The 16,494-nt window shown below is 60.3% G+C and carries 13 protein-coding genes; 1 reads left to right on the top strand and 12 read right to left on the bottom strand.

All coding sequences use genetic code 11. The features are described 5' to 3' along the window. Nucleotides 1-25 precede the first annotated feature (25 nt). Nucleotides 26-871, bottom strand: coding sequence for an S-formylglutathione hydrolase (gene fghA, locus LIS66_RS05565; protein ID WP_064364246.1), 846 nt, complete (start codon nucleotides 869-871; stop codon nucleotides 26-28). Between the two features lie 96 nt (nucleotides 872-967). Further along, complete coding sequence (locus tag LIS66_RS05560; protein WP_042606993.1) at nucleotides 968-2,080, bottom strand: S-(hydroxymethyl)glutathione dehydrogenase/class III alcohol dehydrogenase; 1,113 nt, start codon at nucleotides 2,078-2,080, stop codon at nucleotides 968-970. 116 nt (nucleotides 2,081-2,196) lie between these two features. On the opposite strand from LIS66_RS05560, the gene LIS66_RS05555 reads away from it, so the two are divergent. Then, the gene (locus LIS66_RS05555) at nucleotides 2,197-3,093 is read left to right on the top strand and encodes a LysR substrate-binding domain-containing protein (protein ID WP_227973780.1); all 897 of its coding nucleotides are present in this window, start codon (nucleotides 2,197-2,199) and stop codon (nucleotides 3,091-3,093) included. 134 nt (nucleotides 3,094-3,227) lie between these two features. Here the strand turns inward: LIS66_RS05555 and ispD are convergent, their stop codons facing one another. From ispD to lpxB, 10 genes are all read right to left on the bottom strand, one after another. Then, nucleotides 3,228-3,935, bottom strand: coding sequence for a 2-C-methyl-D-erythritol 4-phosphate cytidylyltransferase (gene ispD / locus LIS66_RS05550; protein ID WP_042606991.1), 708 nt, complete (start codon nucleotides 3,933-3,935; stop codon nucleotides 3,228-3,230). Then, complete coding sequence (gene ftsB, locus LIS66_RS05545; protein ID WP_007964293.1) at nucleotides 3,932-4,210, bottom strand: cell division protein FtsB; 279 nt, start codon at nucleotides 4,208-4,210, stop codon at nucleotides 3,932-3,934. Before ftsB ends, ispD begins: the two co-directional genes overlap by 4 nt. Nucleotides 4,211-4,378: 168 nt before the next feature. Next, nucleotides 4,379-5,668 carry a phosphopyruvate hydratase gene (gene eno, locus LIS66_RS05540; RefSeq protein WP_041478121.1) on the bottom strand — a complete coding sequence of 430 codons (1,290 nt, stop codon included), beginning with the start codon at nucleotides 5,666-5,668 and terminating at the stop codon, nucleotides 4,379-4,381. A gap of 155 nt (nucleotides 5,669-5,823) precedes the next feature. Next, on the bottom strand, nucleotides 5,824-6,669 hold the full coding sequence (kdsA, locus tag LIS66_RS05535; protein ID WP_065615281.1) for a 3-deoxy-8-phosphooctulonate synthase: 846 nt from the start codon (nucleotides 6,667-6,669) through the stop codon (nucleotides 5,824-5,826). Nucleotides 6,670-6,673: 4 nt separating this feature from the next. Beyond that, the gene (locus LIS66_RS05530; protein ID WP_016771462.1) at nucleotides 6,674-8,305 is read right to left on the bottom strand and encodes a CTP synthase; all 1,632 of its coding nucleotides are present in this window, start codon (nucleotides 8,303-8,305) and stop codon (nucleotides 6,674-6,676) included. Nucleotides 8,306-8,579: 274 nt separating this feature from the next. Beyond that, nucleotides 8,580-9,908 (bottom strand): tRNA lysidine(34) synthetase TilS, encoded by a 1,329-nt coding sequence (gene tilS, locus LIS66_RS05525; RefSeq protein ID WP_227973779.1) that lies wholly within the window; start codon nucleotides 9,906-9,908, stop codon nucleotides 8,580-8,582. A 130-nt stretch (nucleotides 9,909-10,038) separates the two neighbouring features. Beyond that, complete coding sequence (locus tag LIS66_RS05520) at nucleotides 10,039-10,986, bottom strand: acetyl-CoA carboxylase carboxyltransferase subunit alpha (RefSeq protein ID WP_016771465.1); 948 nt, start codon at nucleotides 10,984-10,986, stop codon at nucleotides 10,039-10,041. A 139-nt stretch (nucleotides 10,987-11,125) separates the two neighbouring features. After that, nucleotides 11,126-14,647, bottom strand: coding sequence for a DNA polymerase III subunit alpha (gene dnaE / locus LIS66_RS05515; protein WP_123418101.1), 3,522 nt, complete (start codon nucleotides 14,645-14,647; stop codon nucleotides 11,126-11,128). A gap of 76 nt (nucleotides 14,648-14,723) precedes the next feature. Continuing rightward, on the bottom strand, nucleotides 14,724-15,350 hold the full coding sequence (rnhB, locus tag LIS66_RS05510) for a ribonuclease HII (RefSeq protein WP_227974488.1): 627 nt from the start codon (nucleotides 15,348-15,350) through the stop codon (nucleotides 14,724-14,726). Nucleotides 15,351-15,361: 11 nt separating this feature from the next. Continuing rightward, nucleotides 15,362-16,492 carry a lipid-A-disaccharide synthase gene (lpxB, locus tag LIS66_RS05505; protein WP_416220739.1) on the bottom strand — a complete coding sequence of 377 codons (1,131 nt, stop codon included), beginning with the start codon at nucleotides 16,490-16,492 and terminating at the stop codon, nucleotides 15,362-15,364. Between the last annotated feature and the right edge of the window lie 2 nt (nucleotides 16,493-16,494).

The following is a 16,494-nucleotide window of genomic DNA, read 5'->3' as shown; positions in this document are numbered from 1 at the left end:
GTGATTCTACCTGCTTTGTCAGACATTAGGCGCCTAGAGCGCGCGCGTGATGCTGCAAGTGGTCGTCAATGAAGCTTGAGATGAAGAAATAGCTGTGGTCGTAGCCCGGTTGCAGGCGCAACTCCAGCGGATGCCCCGCTTGTTTTGCTGCGTGTTGCAGGGCTTCGGGCTTGAGCTGAGTGGCGAGGAAGTCGTCGCGATCACCTTGATCGACCAGCAATGGCAACCTCTCGGCAGCATCGGCAATCAGCACGCACGCGTCCCACTCTTTCCACTTCGAGCGATCTTCGCCCAGGTAATGAGAAAAGGCTTTCTGGCCCCACGGGCAATCGATCGGATGGGTGATCGGCGAAAAGGCCGACACCGATTTATAGCGCCCGGGGTTGCGCAAAGCACAAACCAGAGCACCGTGACCGCCCATGGAGTGGCCGCTGATGCTGCGTTTGTCGGAGGCGGGGAAATGCGCCTCAACCAGTGCAGGCAATTCCTTCACGACATAGTCATGCATCCGATAGTGACGCGCCCATGGCGCCTGCGTGGCGTTCAGATAAAACCCCGCGCCGAGGCCAAAGTCCCAGGCCTTCTCTGCATCGTCAGGGACATCCGGGCCACGCGGGCTGGTGTCCGGCGCGACGATGATCAGACCGAGCTGCGCGGCCATGCGCATCGCACCGGCCTTCTGCATGAAGTTCTCATCGGTACAGGTCAGCCCCGACAACCAGTACAACACCGGCAGCTTGCCGCCCTGCTCCGCCTGCGGCGGCAGGTAGACGGCAAAGACCATATCGCAATCAAGCACTTCGGAGCGATGGCGATAGCGCTTGTGCCAACCACCGAAACTCTTCTGACAGGAAATATTTTCCAGATTCAAGGGATTCTCCCTAGCTGTAAGCTGCAAGCCGCAAGCTTCAAGAAAAAGCACGTATGCCTTTACTTGCAGCTTGAAACTTGCAGCTCGGAGCTGCTGTTAGAAATGTATGACGGTGCGGATGCTCTTGCCTTCGTGCATCAGGTCGAACGCCTTGTTGATATCTTCCAGGCCCATGGTGTGGGTGATGAAGGTATCCAGCGGGATTTCGCCGCTCTGGGCCATGTCGACGTAGCTTGGCAATTCGCTGCGGCCACGCACGCCGCCGAACGCCGAACCGCGCCAGACGCGACCGGTGACCAGCTGGAATGGGCGAGTGGCAATTTCCTGGCCGGCACCGGCCACACCGATGATGACCGACTCGCCCCAGCCTTTGTGGCAGCACTCAAGCGCGGCGCGCATCAGTTGCACATTGCCGATGCACTCGAAGGAAAAGTCGACGCCGCCGTCGGTCATGTCGACGATTACTTCCTGAATCGGACGATCGTAGTCTTTCGGGTTCACGCAGTCGGTAGCACCCAGCTGCCTGGCAATTTCGAACTTGGCCGGGTTGATGTCGATGGCGATGATGCGCGCGGCCTTGGCTTTCACCGCGCCAATCACGGCCGACAAGCCAATACCACCGAGACCGAAGATAGCCACGGTGTCACCCGGTTTGACCTTGGCGGTGTTGAGCACGGCGCCGATGCCGGTGGTGACGCCGCAGCCGAGCAGGCAGACCTTTTCCAGCGGCGCATCTTTGGAGATCTTGGCCACGGAAATTTCCGGAAGCACGGTGTATTCAGAGAAGGTCGACGTGCCCATGTAGTGGAAAATCGTTTCGCCCTTGTAGGAAAAACGCGAAGTGCCGTCTGGCATCAGGCCTTTGCCTTGGGTAGCGCGAATGGCCTGACAGAGGTTGGTCTTGCCCGATTTGCAGAATTTGCACTGGCCGCATTCAGGGGTGTAGAGCGGGATGACGTGATCGCCGACGGCGACCGAGGTCACGCCCTCGCCAATCGCTTCAACGATAGCGCCGCCTTCGTGACCGAGGATCGACGGGAAGATGCCTTCCGGATCTGCGCCGGACAAGGTGTAGGCGTCCGTATGGCACACGCCCGAAGCGACGACGCGCAGCAGCACTTCACCGGCCTTGGGCATGGCGACATCGACTTCTACGATTTCCAGGGGCTTCTTGGCCTCGAAGGCAACGGCGGCGCGTGACTTGATCATGCTGACTCTCCAGTAAATCCAGTGAATAAAAAAGCAGACAGACAGTGTAGTTCAGCGCGCTCTGAGGAATAATCCGGACGAAAGCAAAACATTATTGCCATACAGGGATAATCCAAGTGTCGGAAAACCGCTGGGAAGGCATTGACGAGTTTGTCGCCGTCGCCGAGTGCAACCAATTCACCGCCGCTGCCGAACGTCTTGGGGTTTCTTCCTCACACATCAGTCGACAAATCGTACGGCTCGAAGAGCGTTTGCAGACGCGTCTGCTCTACCGCAGTACCCGTCGCGTAACGCTGACCGAAGCCGGGCAGACTTTCCTGCAACATTGCCAGCGCCTGCAGGACGGTCGTGAGGAAGCCTTGCGCGCGGTGGGCGATCTGACCAGCGAACCGAAAGGCATGCTGCGCATGACCTGCGCGGTGGCCTATGGTGAACGCTTCATCGTGCCGCTGGTGACTCGCTTCATGAGCCTGTATCCGCAGTTGCGCATCGACATCGAGTTGAGCAATCGCCAGCTGGACCTGGTGCATGAAGGGCTGGACCTGGCGATTCGCCTCGGTCGACTGCAGGATTCCCGGTTGGTCGCGACACGCCTGGCGCCGCGGCGCATGTACCTGTGCGCGTCACCTTCCTACCTTGAACGGTACGGGCGCCCACACAGTTTGTCGGAGTTGAGTCGGCACAACTGCCTGATCGGCAGTTCGGATATTTGGCAACTGGAACAGAACGGCCGGGAATTTTCCCAGCGGGTGCAGGGAAACTGGCGCTGCAACAGTGGGCAGGCGGTGCTGGATGCGGCGCTGCAGGGGGTCGGGTTGTGTCAGTTGCCGGACTATTACGTGCTCGAGCATTTGCACAGCGGCGCGCTGATTTCCTTGCTGGAGACGCATCAGCCGCCGAATACGGCGGTGTGGGCGCTGTATCCGCAGCAGCGGCATTTGTCGCCGAAGGTGCGCAAGTTGGTGGATTATTTGAAGGTGGGACTGGCGGAGCGTCCAGAGTACAAGCTTTGAGTGATGGGTTGCCTGTGCGACCGCTTTCGCGAGCAGGCTCGCTCCCACAGGGTAAGCGCATCTACCTGTCGAAAAAGCGGTCAAGGGTGGGAGCGAGCCTGCTCGCGAAGGCAATAGCACTGACAGCGCACAACTCAGCGGCGGTTCGCCCAACGCTGGCGCAACCACTCCAGATCTTCCGGCCGGGTCACTTTGAGATTATCCGCCCGCCCTTCGACCAGACGCGGCGCCAGACCGGCCCACTCCATCGCCGAAGCCTCGTCGGTAATCACCGCATCAGCGACCAGACTGTCCGCCAACGCCCGATGCAAAGCCCCAAGGCGAAACATCTGCGGCGTATACGCCTGCCAGATCACGCTGCGATCCACCGTTTCAACCACACGCCCGTTTTTATCAACGCGTTTAAGCGTGTCGCGTGCGGGAACCGCCAATAGACCGCCCACCGGGTCATCCGCCAGTTCAGCGAGCAACTTGTCGAGATCATCACGACTCAGATTGGGCCGGGCCGCATCGTGCACCAGCACCCAATCGTCATCGTCGGCACCCTGCGCATGCAGATGCAGCAAGGCGTTGAGCACCGAACCGGAACGCTCGGCTGCGCCGTCGACCCGCTGAATGCGCGAATCGTTGACACAGGCCAGGTTCGGCCAATAAGGATCGTCAACCGCAAGACTGACCACCAGCCCCTTGAGGCGCGGGTGATCGAGGAAACAGCCGAGGCTGTGTTCGAGAATTGTGCGTCCGCCCAGTTGCAGGTATTGCTTGGGACGGTCCGCGGCCATTCGGGCACCGACGCCCGCGGCAGGAATCACGGCCCAGAAGGCCGGCAGGGAATCGATCATTGGGCCAACTGGTAAAGGGTTTCGCCGTCCTTGACCATGCCCAGTTCGTGGCGAGCCCGCTCTTCGACGGTCTCCATGCCTTTCTTCAACTCGCTGACTTCAGCATCCATCACCCGGTTGCGCTCCAGCAGGCCTTCGTTTTCGGCATGTTGATCGGCGATCTGCTGTTTCAGCTCGGCGACCTGCGCCAGACTGCCATTGCCCACCCACAGGCGGTACTGCAGACCGGCCAGCAGCAAGAGCAAAACGAGAAACAACCAGTAAGGACTGCGCATCGAATATCAGGTATCCAGTGAAAAAAGACAGCCACGCATCATGTTGCTGCATCTGATAGCACAAGCCTGGAAAGATCCAGGCTTGTGCTTAAGGCATCAGATTAGTGGCAAATCCATCGCTGTCACGACTTTTCCGACACAATCCGGTGTCCTTTGATCAGGTTGCGCTTAACCGCGGAACTCGGCGCGGCCGTTGTACTTGGCCTTGCCGTTCAACTGCTCTTCGATACGCAGCAGCTGGTTGTACTTGGAAACGCGGTCGGAACGGCACAGCGAACCGGTCTTGATCTGGCCAGCCGAGGTGCCCACGGCCAGGTCGGCAATGGTCGAATCTTCGGTTTCACCGGAACGGTGCGAGATCACTGCGGTGTAACCGGCAGCCTTGGCCATCTGGATGGCTTCCAGGGTTTCGGTCAGGGTGCCGATCTGGTTGAACTTGATCAGGATCGAATTGGCGATCTTTTTATCGATGCCTTCTTTCAGGATCTTGGTGTTGGTCACGAACAGGTCGTCGCCTACCAGCTGGGTCTTCTCGCCGATCTTGTCGGTGAGAATTTTCCAGCCAGCCCAGTCGGACTCGTCCAGACCGTCTTCGATGGAGATGATCGGGTAACGCTCGGTCAGGCCCTTGAGGTAGTCGGCGAAACCTTCAGCAGTGAACACCTGACCTTCGCCGGACAGGTTGTACTTGCCGTCTTCGTAGAACTCGCTCGCAGCGCAGTCCAGCGCCAGGGTCACGTCGGTGCCCAGCTTGTAACCGGCATTGGCCACGGCTTCGGAGATCACTTTCAGCGCGTCTTCGTTGGACGCCAGGTTCGGTGCAAAACCGCCTTCGTCGCCAACGGCGGTGCTCAGGCCACGGGCCTTCAGCACGGCTTTCAGGTGATGGAATATCTCGGTGCCCATGCGCAGACCTTCGGAGAAAGACTTGGCGCCGACTGGCTGCACCATGAATTCCTGGATGTCGACGTTGTTATCGGCGTGCTCGCCACCGTTGATGATGTTCATCATCGGTACCGGCATCGAGTACACACCCGGGGTGCCGTTGAGGTTGGCGATGTGTGCGTACAGCGGCAGGTCCTGATCCTGCGCAGCCGCCTTGGCCGCAGCCAGGGACACGGCGAGGATGGCGTTGGCGCCCAGGGTCGCTTTGTTTTCGGTACCGTCGAGCTTGATCATCGCCTGGTCGAGGGCTTTCTGGTCGCTTGGGTCAGTGCCCAGCAGCAGATCGCGGATCGGACCGTTGATGTTGGCTACCGCCTTGAGCACGCCCTTGCCCAGGTAACGGCTCTTGTCGCCATCACGCAGCTCGAGTGCTTCACGCGAGCCAGTGGATGCACCGGACGGCGCGCAGGCGCTGCCGATGATGCCGTTGTCGAGAAGCACGTCCGCTTCCACGGTGGGATTGCCACGGGAGTCGAGAACTTCACGACCTTTGATGTCGACGATTTTTGCCATTGTTGTAAACACTCCAAAGTTGACGAAAACGACGCAGCTAGAGGAAATCTTTATCGTCGGCAAGCGAAGTACAGCGGGCAGACTTGCAGACGACAACGCTCACGCCCGAGGGCATGAGCGACAAATCGTGCGGTACTTTACCGGAGAATCGAGCGTTACGCGGTTTCTACCGTCGGAAAACTCTTCACCAGTTCGTCCAGAGCTTTGAGCTGGGCCAGGAATGGCTCCAGTTTGTCCAGACGCAAGGCGCAAGGGCCGTCGCATTTGGCGTTGTCCGGATCCGGGTGCGCTTCGAGGAACAGACCCGCCAGCGACTGGCTCATGCCGGCCTTGGCCAGATCCAGAACCTGGGCACGACGACCACCGGCGGAGTCGGCACGACCACCAGGCATTTGCAGCGCGTGGGTCACGTCGAAGAACACCGGGTATTCGAACTGCTTCATGATGCCGAAGCCGAGCATGTCGACCACGAGGTTGTTGTAGCCGAAGCTCGAACCGCGCTCGCAGAGGATCAACTGATCGTTACCGGCTTCGACGCACTTGTTCAGGATGTGTTTCATTTCCTGAGGCGCGAGAAACTGGGCTTTCTTGATATTGATCACGGCGTTGGTCCTGGCCATCGCGACAACCAGATCGGTCTGGCGCGACAGGAAGGCCGGCAGCTGAATGATGTCGCAGACTTCAGCGACGACCGCAGCCTGATCCGGCTCGTGGACGTCGGTGATGATCGGCACGCCGAAGGCCTGTTTGATGTCCTGGAAGATGCGCATGCCCTCTTCCAGGCCAGGACCGCGATAGGAGGTCACAGAAGACCGGTTGGCCTTGTCGAAGCTGGCCTTGAACACGTACGGGATACCCAGTTTTTCGGTGACCTTTACGTACTCTTCGCAAACCTGCATGGCCATATCACGGCTTTCCAGCACGTTCATGCCGCCGAACAGGACCATCGGCTTGTCGTTGGCAATCTCGATGTCGCCGACGCGGATAATCTTCTGTGCCATCGGGTTACGCCTTCTTCTGGTGTTGAGCCAACGCGGCTTTGACGAAACCGCTGAACAGCGGGTGGCCGTCGCGTGGGGTCGAGGTGAACTCAGGGTGGAACTGGCAGGCGACGAACCATGGATGATCCGGCGCTTCAACCACTTCGACCAGCGCAGCATCGGCGGAGCGACCGGAGATTTTCAGGCCGGCTTCGATGATCTGCGGCAGCAGGTTGTTGTTCACTTCGTAACGGTGACGGTGACGCTCGACGATCACATCCTTGCCGTAGCAATCGTGCACTTTGGAGCCCGGCTCGAGCAGGCAATCCTGCGCGCCGAGGCGCATGGTGCCGCCCAGATCGGACGCTTCGGTACGCACTTCAACAGCGCCGGTGGCGTCTTCCCACTCGGTGATCAGGCCGACAACCGGATGGCCGCTGGCACGATCGAACTCGGTGGAGTTGGCGTCTTTCCAGCCCAGCACGTTACGAGCGAATTCGATGACCGCCACTTGCATGCCGAGGCAGATGCCGAGGTACGGAACCTTGTTTTCGCGAGCGTACTGAACGGCAGTGATCTTGCCTTCCACACCGCGCAGACCGAAGCCGCCCGGCACCAGAATCGCGTCGACACCTTCGAGCAGCGCAGTGCCCTGGTTTTCGATGTCTTCGGAATCGATGTAGCGCAAGTTGACCTTGGTGCGGTTGCTGATGCCGGCGTGACTCATCGCTTCGATCAGCGACTTGTAGGCGTCGAGCAATTCCATGTACTTGCCGACCATGGCGATGGTCACTTCGTGCTCCGGGTTCAGCTTGGCGTCGACCACTGCGTCCCACTCGGACAGATCGGCACTGCCGCATTGCAGACCGAAACGCTCGACGACGAAATCGTCCAGACCCTGCGAGTGCAGGATGCCCGGGATCTTGTAGATGGTATCGGCGTCTTCCAGGGCGATCACCGCACGTTCTTCAACGTTGGTGAACTGCGCGATCTTGCGACGCGAGGACACGTCGATCGGGTGATCGGAACGGCACACCAGCACGTCTGGCTGCAGACCGATCGAACGCAGTTCCTTGACGGAGTGCTGGGTCGGTTTGGTCTTGGTTTCGCCTGCGGTGGCGATGTACGGCACCAGCGTCAGGTGCATCAGCATCGCGCGCTTGGCGCCGACTTCGAAACGCAGCTGGCGGATGGCTTCGAGGAACGGTTGCGACTCGATGTCACCGACGGTGCCACCGATTTCGACCATCGCCACGTCTGCATCACCGGCACCCTTGATGATGCGGCGCTTGATTTCGTCGGTGATGTGCGGGATCACCTGGATGGTTGCACCCAGGTAGTCGCCACGGCGCTCTTTGCGCAGCACGTGCTCGTAGACGCGGCCGGTGGTGAAGTTGTTGTTCTGGGTCATGGTCGTGCGGATGAACCGCTCGTAGTGACCCAGGTCCAGGTCGGTCTCGGCGCCGTCGTGGGTGACGAACACTTCACCGTGCTGGAACGGGCTCATGGTGCCTGGATCGACGTTGATGTACGGATCCAGCTTCAGCATGGTGACCTTAAGCCCCCGCGCCTCCAGGATAGCCGCCAATGAAGCCGAGGCAATGCCTTTCCCCAATGAAGAAACAACACCGCCCGTGACGAATATGTAGCGCGTCATGAAAAACCCTAGAAGTCTGCGTTAAAGCGGAACGAGCCGCCGGGGAAAGCGAAGGAAGGCCGAAGCCCCCGATCACCTGCATTAATCACAGTGCACCTTTCGAAAAAACCGCCGCGTTGTGACAGACCGGCAGATGAAACACCGGTACGTTGCTCGCTACACATTTTTTGGAATCGCCCAGCAAAGACTGCTTGGTAATCGGCAACTCCTGCAATTCAGGCGAATCCACAGAAGTTGTATCAAGAAGGGAGCGTAGTCTACCGGAATGCTCCTTTCAGCTCAAACCTTGATCTTCGTCTGTTGGCTGCCAGTGCAATGTCCAGCCTTCGTGCATCTGACCATCGAGACCCGACAGGTTCGCCACCGCGAGCAATTCTTCGCCACGAAACAGCAGCGGCAATCTGCCACGCACGAATGCCGGCACCGCGCGCTCATTGAGCAGACGCTTGAGATCACGACGACCGCGCTCGGCCAGTTGCATGACCTCACCGCCCTGCCGATAGGCAATGCGCAAAGGCCCGAATGGAGCTTGCCCGTGAAACATGACGCGCCCGTTATCGGCCAAGCGTAGCGCTGACGTCGGGGTCTGCCAGTCGGCGCCGATCACTGGCAGGCGCAGCCAATGACCACTCAGCCACCAGATGCGGCCGGCGCTGCGGTGCAATTCGCCGTCGGCCAGCCGCCAGATCGGAGCGGAGTCGGCGCTGGCATCGCGCAGGTCGATCCAGCCCGACCAATGGTCAGCGTCTGGCAGCCGGGTCAACGGTTCGAGCCAGTGGCTGAGGGCATTTCGCTGGCGCGCGTCAGCCAGCGCTGCCAACGGCGCCAGCGCCAGGGCTGGCACGCCGAGCCAATCAAACTCATGTGAAGTTTCAGCCTGCGCCAGATCGATCTGCGCCAGCTCATCAAGCAAGCCCTGCGCTTCACGCAGATGCGCCGCCGTGCGCGCCATGCTCGCCTGCGCCTGCGGCCAGCGCTCGGTCAGTACCGGCAAGACTTGATGACGCAGGTAGTTGCGCGAAAACTGCCGATCCTGGTTTGACGGATCTTCGATCCAGCGCAACTGATGTGCCTGTGCATAACTTTCCAGCTCAGCGCGGCTGACATCGAGCAACGGTCGAACCAGCATGCCCTGCCCCACCGCGCGCTGCTGCGGCATACCGCCGAGCCCACGTACACCGGCTCCGCGCAACAGGCGAAACAACAGCGTTTCCGCCTGGTCGTCGCGGTGTTGGCCGGTCAGAAGCACTTCATTGGTCTGCGTCAGCGAATTGAACGCGGCATAACGCGCATCCCGCGCCGCCCGCTCCAGGCTCGCCCCGCCCTTCACGGTTACCCGCTCCACGTGCAAAGGAACATCCAGCGCTTCGCAAATGGCCTGGCAATGTTGCGGCCACGCATCGGCCGCAGCCTGAAGGCCGTGATGGATATGAATGGCGCTTAGCGCTGGGAGGGATTCGGTTTTCGCCAGAGTGGCGAGCAGATGCAGGAGGACGGTGGAATCGAGGCCGCCGGAGAAGGCGACGCGCCAGTGAGCGGCGTTGCGCCAAGGCTCAAGGTTCAGCAGAAGCTGCGACGGCAAATCACTCATGGACTGACCCATAACTTTCTCTTTGCCCCAATCAAATGTAGGAGTGAGCCTGCTCGCGATAGCGGTGTGACAGCCAACACATGGGTTGAATGTTACATCGCTATCGCGAGCAGGCTCACTCCTACAGGGGGTAGCGCTCGACTTAGAGACCGTAGCTCATCAGGCGATCGTAACGGCGCTTGAGCAGCGCTTCGTTATCGAACTGCTTGAGCATCGCCAGTTGCGAGCTCAGTTCGGCGCGGATCGACGCAGCCGCCGCAGCCGGATCACGGTGGGCGCCGCCCAGTGGCTCGCTGATCACCTTGTCGACGATCCCCAGGCCTTTCAGACGCTCGGCGGTGATGCCCATTGCCTCAGCGGCATCCGGCGCTTTCTCGGCGGTTTTCCACAGGATCGAAGCGCAACCTTCCGGCGAGATCACCGCGTAGGTCGAATATTGCAGCATGTTCAGTTGATCGCAGACGCCGATGGCCAGTGCGCCGCCGGAACCACCCTCACCGATCACGGTGGCGATGATCGGGGTTTTCAGACGCGCCATCACGCGCAGGTTCCAGGCGATGGCTTCGCTCTGGTTGCGCTCTTCGGCGTCAATGCCCGGGTAGGCACCCGGGGTGTCGATGAAGGTCAGGATCGGCATCTTGAAGCGCTCGGCCATCTCCATCAGGCGGCAGGCCTTGCGGTAGCCTTCCGGGCGCGGCATGCCGAAGTTGCGGCGGACTTTCTCGCGTACCTCCCGGCCCTTCTGGTGGCCGATGATCATTACCGGCTGGTCTTCCAGACGGGCGATACCGCCAACGATGGCTGCGTCGTCGGAGAAGTGACGATCGCCGTGCAACTCGTCGAACTCGGTGAAGATGTGTTCGATGTAGTCGAGGGTGTAAGGGCGTTTCGGGTGACGCGCCAGGCGTGCGATCTGCCAGCTGGTCAGCTTGCCGAAAATGTCTTCGGTCAGCGTCTTGCTCTTGTCCTGCAGGCGGGAGATCTCATCGCCGATATTCAGCGAATTGTCATTACCGACCAAGCGCAACTCTTCGATCTTGGCTTGCAGGTCGGCGATCGGCTGTTCGAAATCTAGAAAATTCGGGTTCATAGGCGTCCGTCTTGGGTCGTGTCCCAAGTGAGCTTGGGCCGGCCGGTTGTCTATTCGCGCCCTACCTTAAGGGAGAGGCGCGCTGAGGTCGAGATTAAAAATTCAGGTTGCGGGCAAGCGCAATGATGGCACTTGCCGGTCAACGGTATTGGAGGAAGACGTTGTCTCGCCCGAACTGGTCACGCAGGGCTTGAATCAAGGCATCCGCCGGGTCGATCCGCCAGGTCTCGCCGAACTGCAGCAAGGTCTTCGCATCCGGGCTGGTGTACTCCATGGTCACCGGGCACGCGCCGCGATGACGCTTGAGCAGTTCGCCCAACCAGCGTAGCTGATCGCCTTTGAGATCCTGGGTGTGCAGCTTCAGGCGCAGGCTTTCGGCCAGATTGGTCCGCGCATCCTCCATACTCATCACGCGCTTGACCCGCAGGCGCAGGCCGCCGGAGAAGTCGTCGTTGCTGACTTCGCCCTCGACCACCACCATCGCGTCGGTCTGCAGCAGTGACTGCGCGGAATGGAACGCATCGGCAAACAGCGACGCCTCGATCCGCCCGGAACGGTCGTCGAGGGTGATGAAGCCCATCTTGTCGCCCTTCTTGTTCTTCATCACCCGCAGGGCAATGATCATCCCCGCCACAGTCTGCGTATCGCGCGCCGGTTTCAGGTCGATGATGCGCTGACGGGCGAAGCGGCGAATCTCGCCTTCGTACTCGTCGATCGGGTGACCGGTCAGGTACAGGCCCAAGGTGTCTTTTTCACCCTTGAGACGTTCCTTGAGGGTCAGCTCCTTGGCCTTGCGATGGGATGCATAAACGTCGGCATCTTCTTCGACGAACAAACCGCCAAACAGATCGGCGTGACCACTGTCGTGAGTACGCGCAGTCTGCTCGGCCGCCTTGATAGCTTCTTCCATCGCCGCCAGCAGCACCGCGCGGTTGCGGTCGATGTTGGCTTGATAGGCTTTCTGCTCGTCATGGAAATACGGGCCGAGGCGATCCAGCGCACCGCTGCGAATCAGGCCATCGAGGGTGCGTTTGTTGATGCGCTTGAGGTCGACCCGCGCGCAGAAATCGAACAGATCCTTGAATGGACCGGCCTGACGCGCTTCGGTGATCGCTTCCACCGGGCCTTCACCGACGCCTTTGATCGCGCCGAGGCCATAAACGATACGGCCGTCGTCGTTCACCGTGAACTTGAACTCCGAAGTGTTCACGTCTGGCGCGTCGAGACGCAGCTTCATCGTCCGCACTTCCTCGATCAAGGTCACGACCTTGTCGGTGTTGTGCATGTCCGCCGAGAGTACCGCGGCCATGAACGGCGCCGGGTAGTGGGCTTTCAGCCAGGCGGTCTGGTACGACACCAGGCCGTAGGCAGCGGAGTGGGACTTGTTAAAGCCGTAACCGGCGAATTTTTCCACCAGGTCGAAAATGTTACCGGCAAGGTCGGCGTCGATGCCGTTGGTCGCGCAACCTTCAATGAAACCGCCGCGCTGCTTGGCCATTTCCTCGGGCTTTTTCTTACCCATCGCTCGACGCAGCATGTCCGCACCACCGAGGGTGTAACCGGCCATGACCTGGGCAATCTGCATCACCTGTTCCTGATACAGGATGATGCCGTAAGTCGGCGCCAATACTGGCTTGAGGCCGTCGTACTGGTAATCCGAGTGCGGATAGGCCAGTTCGGCGCGCCCGTGCTTACGGTTGATGAAGTCGTCCACCATGCCCGATTGCAGCGGACCCGGACGGAACAGGGCCACCAGTGCGATCAAGTCTTCCAGGCAGTCGGGCTTGAGCTTTTTGATCAGCTCCTTCATGCCGCGGGATTCAAGCTGGAACACCGCGGTGGTTTCGGCTTTTTGCAGCAACTGGTAGGTCGGCTTGTCGTCCAGCGGGATAAAAGCGATATCCAGCGGTGGCTCGTTGACCTTGGCGCGGTCGCGGTTGATGGTTTTCAGCGCCCAGTCGATGATCGTCAGCGTACGCAGGCCGAGGAAGTCGAACTTCACCAGACCGGCTGCCTCAACGTCGTCCTTGTCGAACTGGGTCACCAGACCGTCGCCGGCCTCGTCGCAATAGATTGGCGAGAAGTCGGTCAGCTTGGTCGGTGCGATCACCACACCACCGGCGTGTTTGCCGACGTTACGCACCACGCCCTCGAGCTTGCGCGCCATCTCCCAGATTTCCGCCGCTTCTTCATCGACCTTGATGAAGTCGCGCAGGATCTCTTCCTGTTCGTAGGCTTTTTCCAGGGTCATGCCGACTTCGAACGGAATCATCTTCGACAGACGATCCGCCAGGCCGTAGGACTTGCCCTGCACCCGCGCCACGTCACGCACCACAGCCTTGGCGGCCATGGAACCGAAGGTGATGATCTGGCTCACCGCGTTGCGACCGTATTTCTCGGCCACGTAATCGATCACGCGGTCGCGACCGTCCATGCAGAAGTCGACGTCGAAGTCGGGCATCGAGACCCGTTCCGGATTAAGGAAACGTTCGAACAGCAGGTCATATTCCAGCGGGTCGAGGTCGGTGATCTTCTGTACGTAAGCCACCAGCGAACCGGCACCCGACCCACGGCCCGGACCTACCGGTACGCCGTTGTTCTTGGCCCACTGGATAAAGTCCATCACGATCAGGAAGTAACCGGGAAAGCCCATCTGGATGATGATATCCAGCTCGAAATTCAAGCGATCGACATACACCTGACGCTTGGCTTCGTAGTCTTCGGTGGTGTCCCTGGGCAGCAGCACCGCCAGGCGTTCTTCGAGACCTTCGAAGGAAACCTTGCGGAAATATTCGTCGATGGTCATGCCATCGGGGATCGGGAAGTTGGGCAGGAAGTGCGTGCCCAGCTTAACGTCGATGTTGCAGCGCTTGGCGATCTCGACGGTGTTTTCGATGGCGTCGGGAATATCGCTGAACAGCTCGAGCATTTCCTCGGCGCTTTTCAGGTATTGCTGATCGCTGTAATTCTTTGAGCGGCGCGGATCGTCGAGTGCGCGGCCTTCACCGATACACACGCGGGTTTCGTGGGCGGCGAAGTCTTCCTGCTTGATGAAGCGCACATCGTTGGTCGCCACCAGCGGCGCGCCGAGTTTGTCGGCCAGGGCCACGGCGCCGTGCAGTTGCTCTTCATCGTTGGGACGGTTGGTGCGCTGGATTTCCAGATAGAAGCGATCCGGGAACACCGCCATCCACTCGCGGGTCAGCACTTCGGCTTCCGCCGGATTGCCGCCGATCATGGCCATGCCGATCTCGCCTTCTTTGGCGGCGGACAGCATGATCAGGCCTTCGTTGGCCTCGGCCACCCACTCGCGCTCGACGATGACCATGCCGTTGCGCTGGCCTTCGATGAAGCCGCGGGAGATCAGTTCGGTGAGATTGCGATAACCCTGAGCGTTCATCACCAGCAGGCTGATGCGGCTCAGCGGCGCATCCGGGTCCTTGTTCGCCAGCCACAGGTCGGCACCGCAGATCGGCTTGATGCCGGCGCCCATGGCGTTTTTATAGAACTTGACCAGAGAACACATGTTGTTCTGATCGGTGACCGCGACCGCCGGCATGTTCATGGCGGTCAGCGCCTTGACCAGGGGCTTGATCCGCACCAGCCCGTCGACCAGGGAGTACTCAGTGTGCAGGCGTAGATGAACGAATGAAGCCGGCATAGTGATCCTGTCCAGTTACATAGAGACAACGAGGCCCGGATTGTACCGGGCCTCGAATAAAACATCAGCCTTGTGCCTAAACCTGCGTGAGGCTTTCCCGCGCCTCATAAGCCAGGCGGACCGGGGCGAACGAGCGGCGGTGAATCGGCGTCGGGCCGAGCCGCGCCAGCGCTTCCAGATGAACGGGCGTCGGGTAGCCTTTATGGCCGCCGATGCCGTAGCCCGGGTAGATCAATTCGAATGCCGCCATCTCGCGATCGCGACTGACCTTGGCCAGAATCGACGCCGCTGCGATGGCCGGAACCTTGCCATCACCCTGAATCACCGCTTCGGCGCGCATCGGCAGATGCGGGCAGCGGTTGCCATCGATCATCGCCAGTTTCGGCTGAACGTGCAGGCCAGCGACCGCACGCTGCATCGCCAACATGGTGGCGTGGAGAATGTTCAGATCATCGATTTCTTCGACCTCGGCGCGGGCAATGCACCAGCTCAGGGCCTTTTCGCAGATCTCGTCGTACAGTTTTTCACGCTTGGCTTCGGTGAGCTTCTTCGAATCGTCGAGGCCGAGGATTGGCCGGTTCGGATCGAGGATCACCGCCGCCGTCACCACCGCGCCACACAAGGGGCCACGACCCACTTCATCGACACCGGCGACCAGTTCTTCGACTTCGGCGACCAGGCTGAAATCGAGGCCCATCTGCATGCTTGTCTTGCTCATTGTGGTTTGCCGATCAGGTTAAGGACGGCGTCCGCCGCCTGATTGGAAGCATCGCGCCGCAGCGTGCGGTGGATCTCGTCGAAACCGCGGGTCTGTTCCTCTCCGCCTTCGATCAATGGCGACAGCGTCTGCGCCAACGCCTCGACAGTCGCATCATCCTGCAACAACTCCGGCACCAGCAAGCGCTGGGCGAGCAAGTTGGGCAGCGACACGTAGGGGCTCTTGACCATGCGTTTGAGAATCCAGAATGTCAGCGGCGCCAATCGATACGCCACCACCATCGGCCGCTTGTACAGCAGCGCTTCAAGGGTAGCAGTGCCCGATGCGATCAACACGGCGTTGCACGCGGCGAGGGCCAGATGCGATTTACCATCGAGCAATGTCACCGGCAAATCGCGGCCGACCAGCAGCGCTTCCAATTGCACGCGGCGTTCCGAATTGGCACAGGGAATGACAAAGCGTACGCCCGGACGCATGCCTCGCAGGCGCTCGGCAGTATCCAGAAACAGTGCGCCGAGGCGACTGACTTCACCGCCACGGCTGCCCGGCATCAGTGCCACCAGCGGGCCGTCGGGCAAACCCAACTCGGCACGTGCAGCGGCGCGGTCAGCCTCGAGCGGAATCGTATCGGCGAGGGTGTGACCGACGAAACGTACCGGCACGCCCTTCTCTTCGTAGAATTTCGCTTCGAACGGCAACAGGGTGAGCATCAGATCGCAACCTTCGCGGATCTTCAGCACCCGCTTCTGCCGCCACGCCCACACCGACGGGCTGACGTAATGCACGGTCTTGATCCCGGACTGACGCAGCTTGAGTTCGATATTGAGGTTGAAATCCGGCGCGTCGATGCCGATGAACACGTCCGGCCTGGCGCCGATCAGCGTGGCAATCAAGTCCTTGCGGCGCTTGAGCAATTCACGCAGCCGACCGAGCACTTCCACCAGGCCCATGACCGACAGGCGCTCCATGGGGAAGTACGAGGTCAGGCCTTCGGCCTGCATCAGCGGCCCGCCGACACCGATGAACTCGATCGCCGGATGTTGTGCCTTGAGCGCGCGCATGAGGCCGGCGCCGAGAATGTCACCGGAAGCCTCACCCGCCACCAGCGCAATACGCAGACTGGCCATGA

Source organism: Pseudomonas sp. HN2, from assembly GCF_020736465.1.
In the GTDB taxonomy this organism is placed as follows: Bacteria; Pseudomonadota; Gammaproteobacteria; order Pseudomonadales; family Pseudomonadaceae; genus Aquipseudomonas; species Aquipseudomonas moraviensis_A.
The sequence above is the reverse complement of the archived record's forward strand: the minus strand, read 5'-3'. Positions and strand labels throughout refer to the sequence as shown.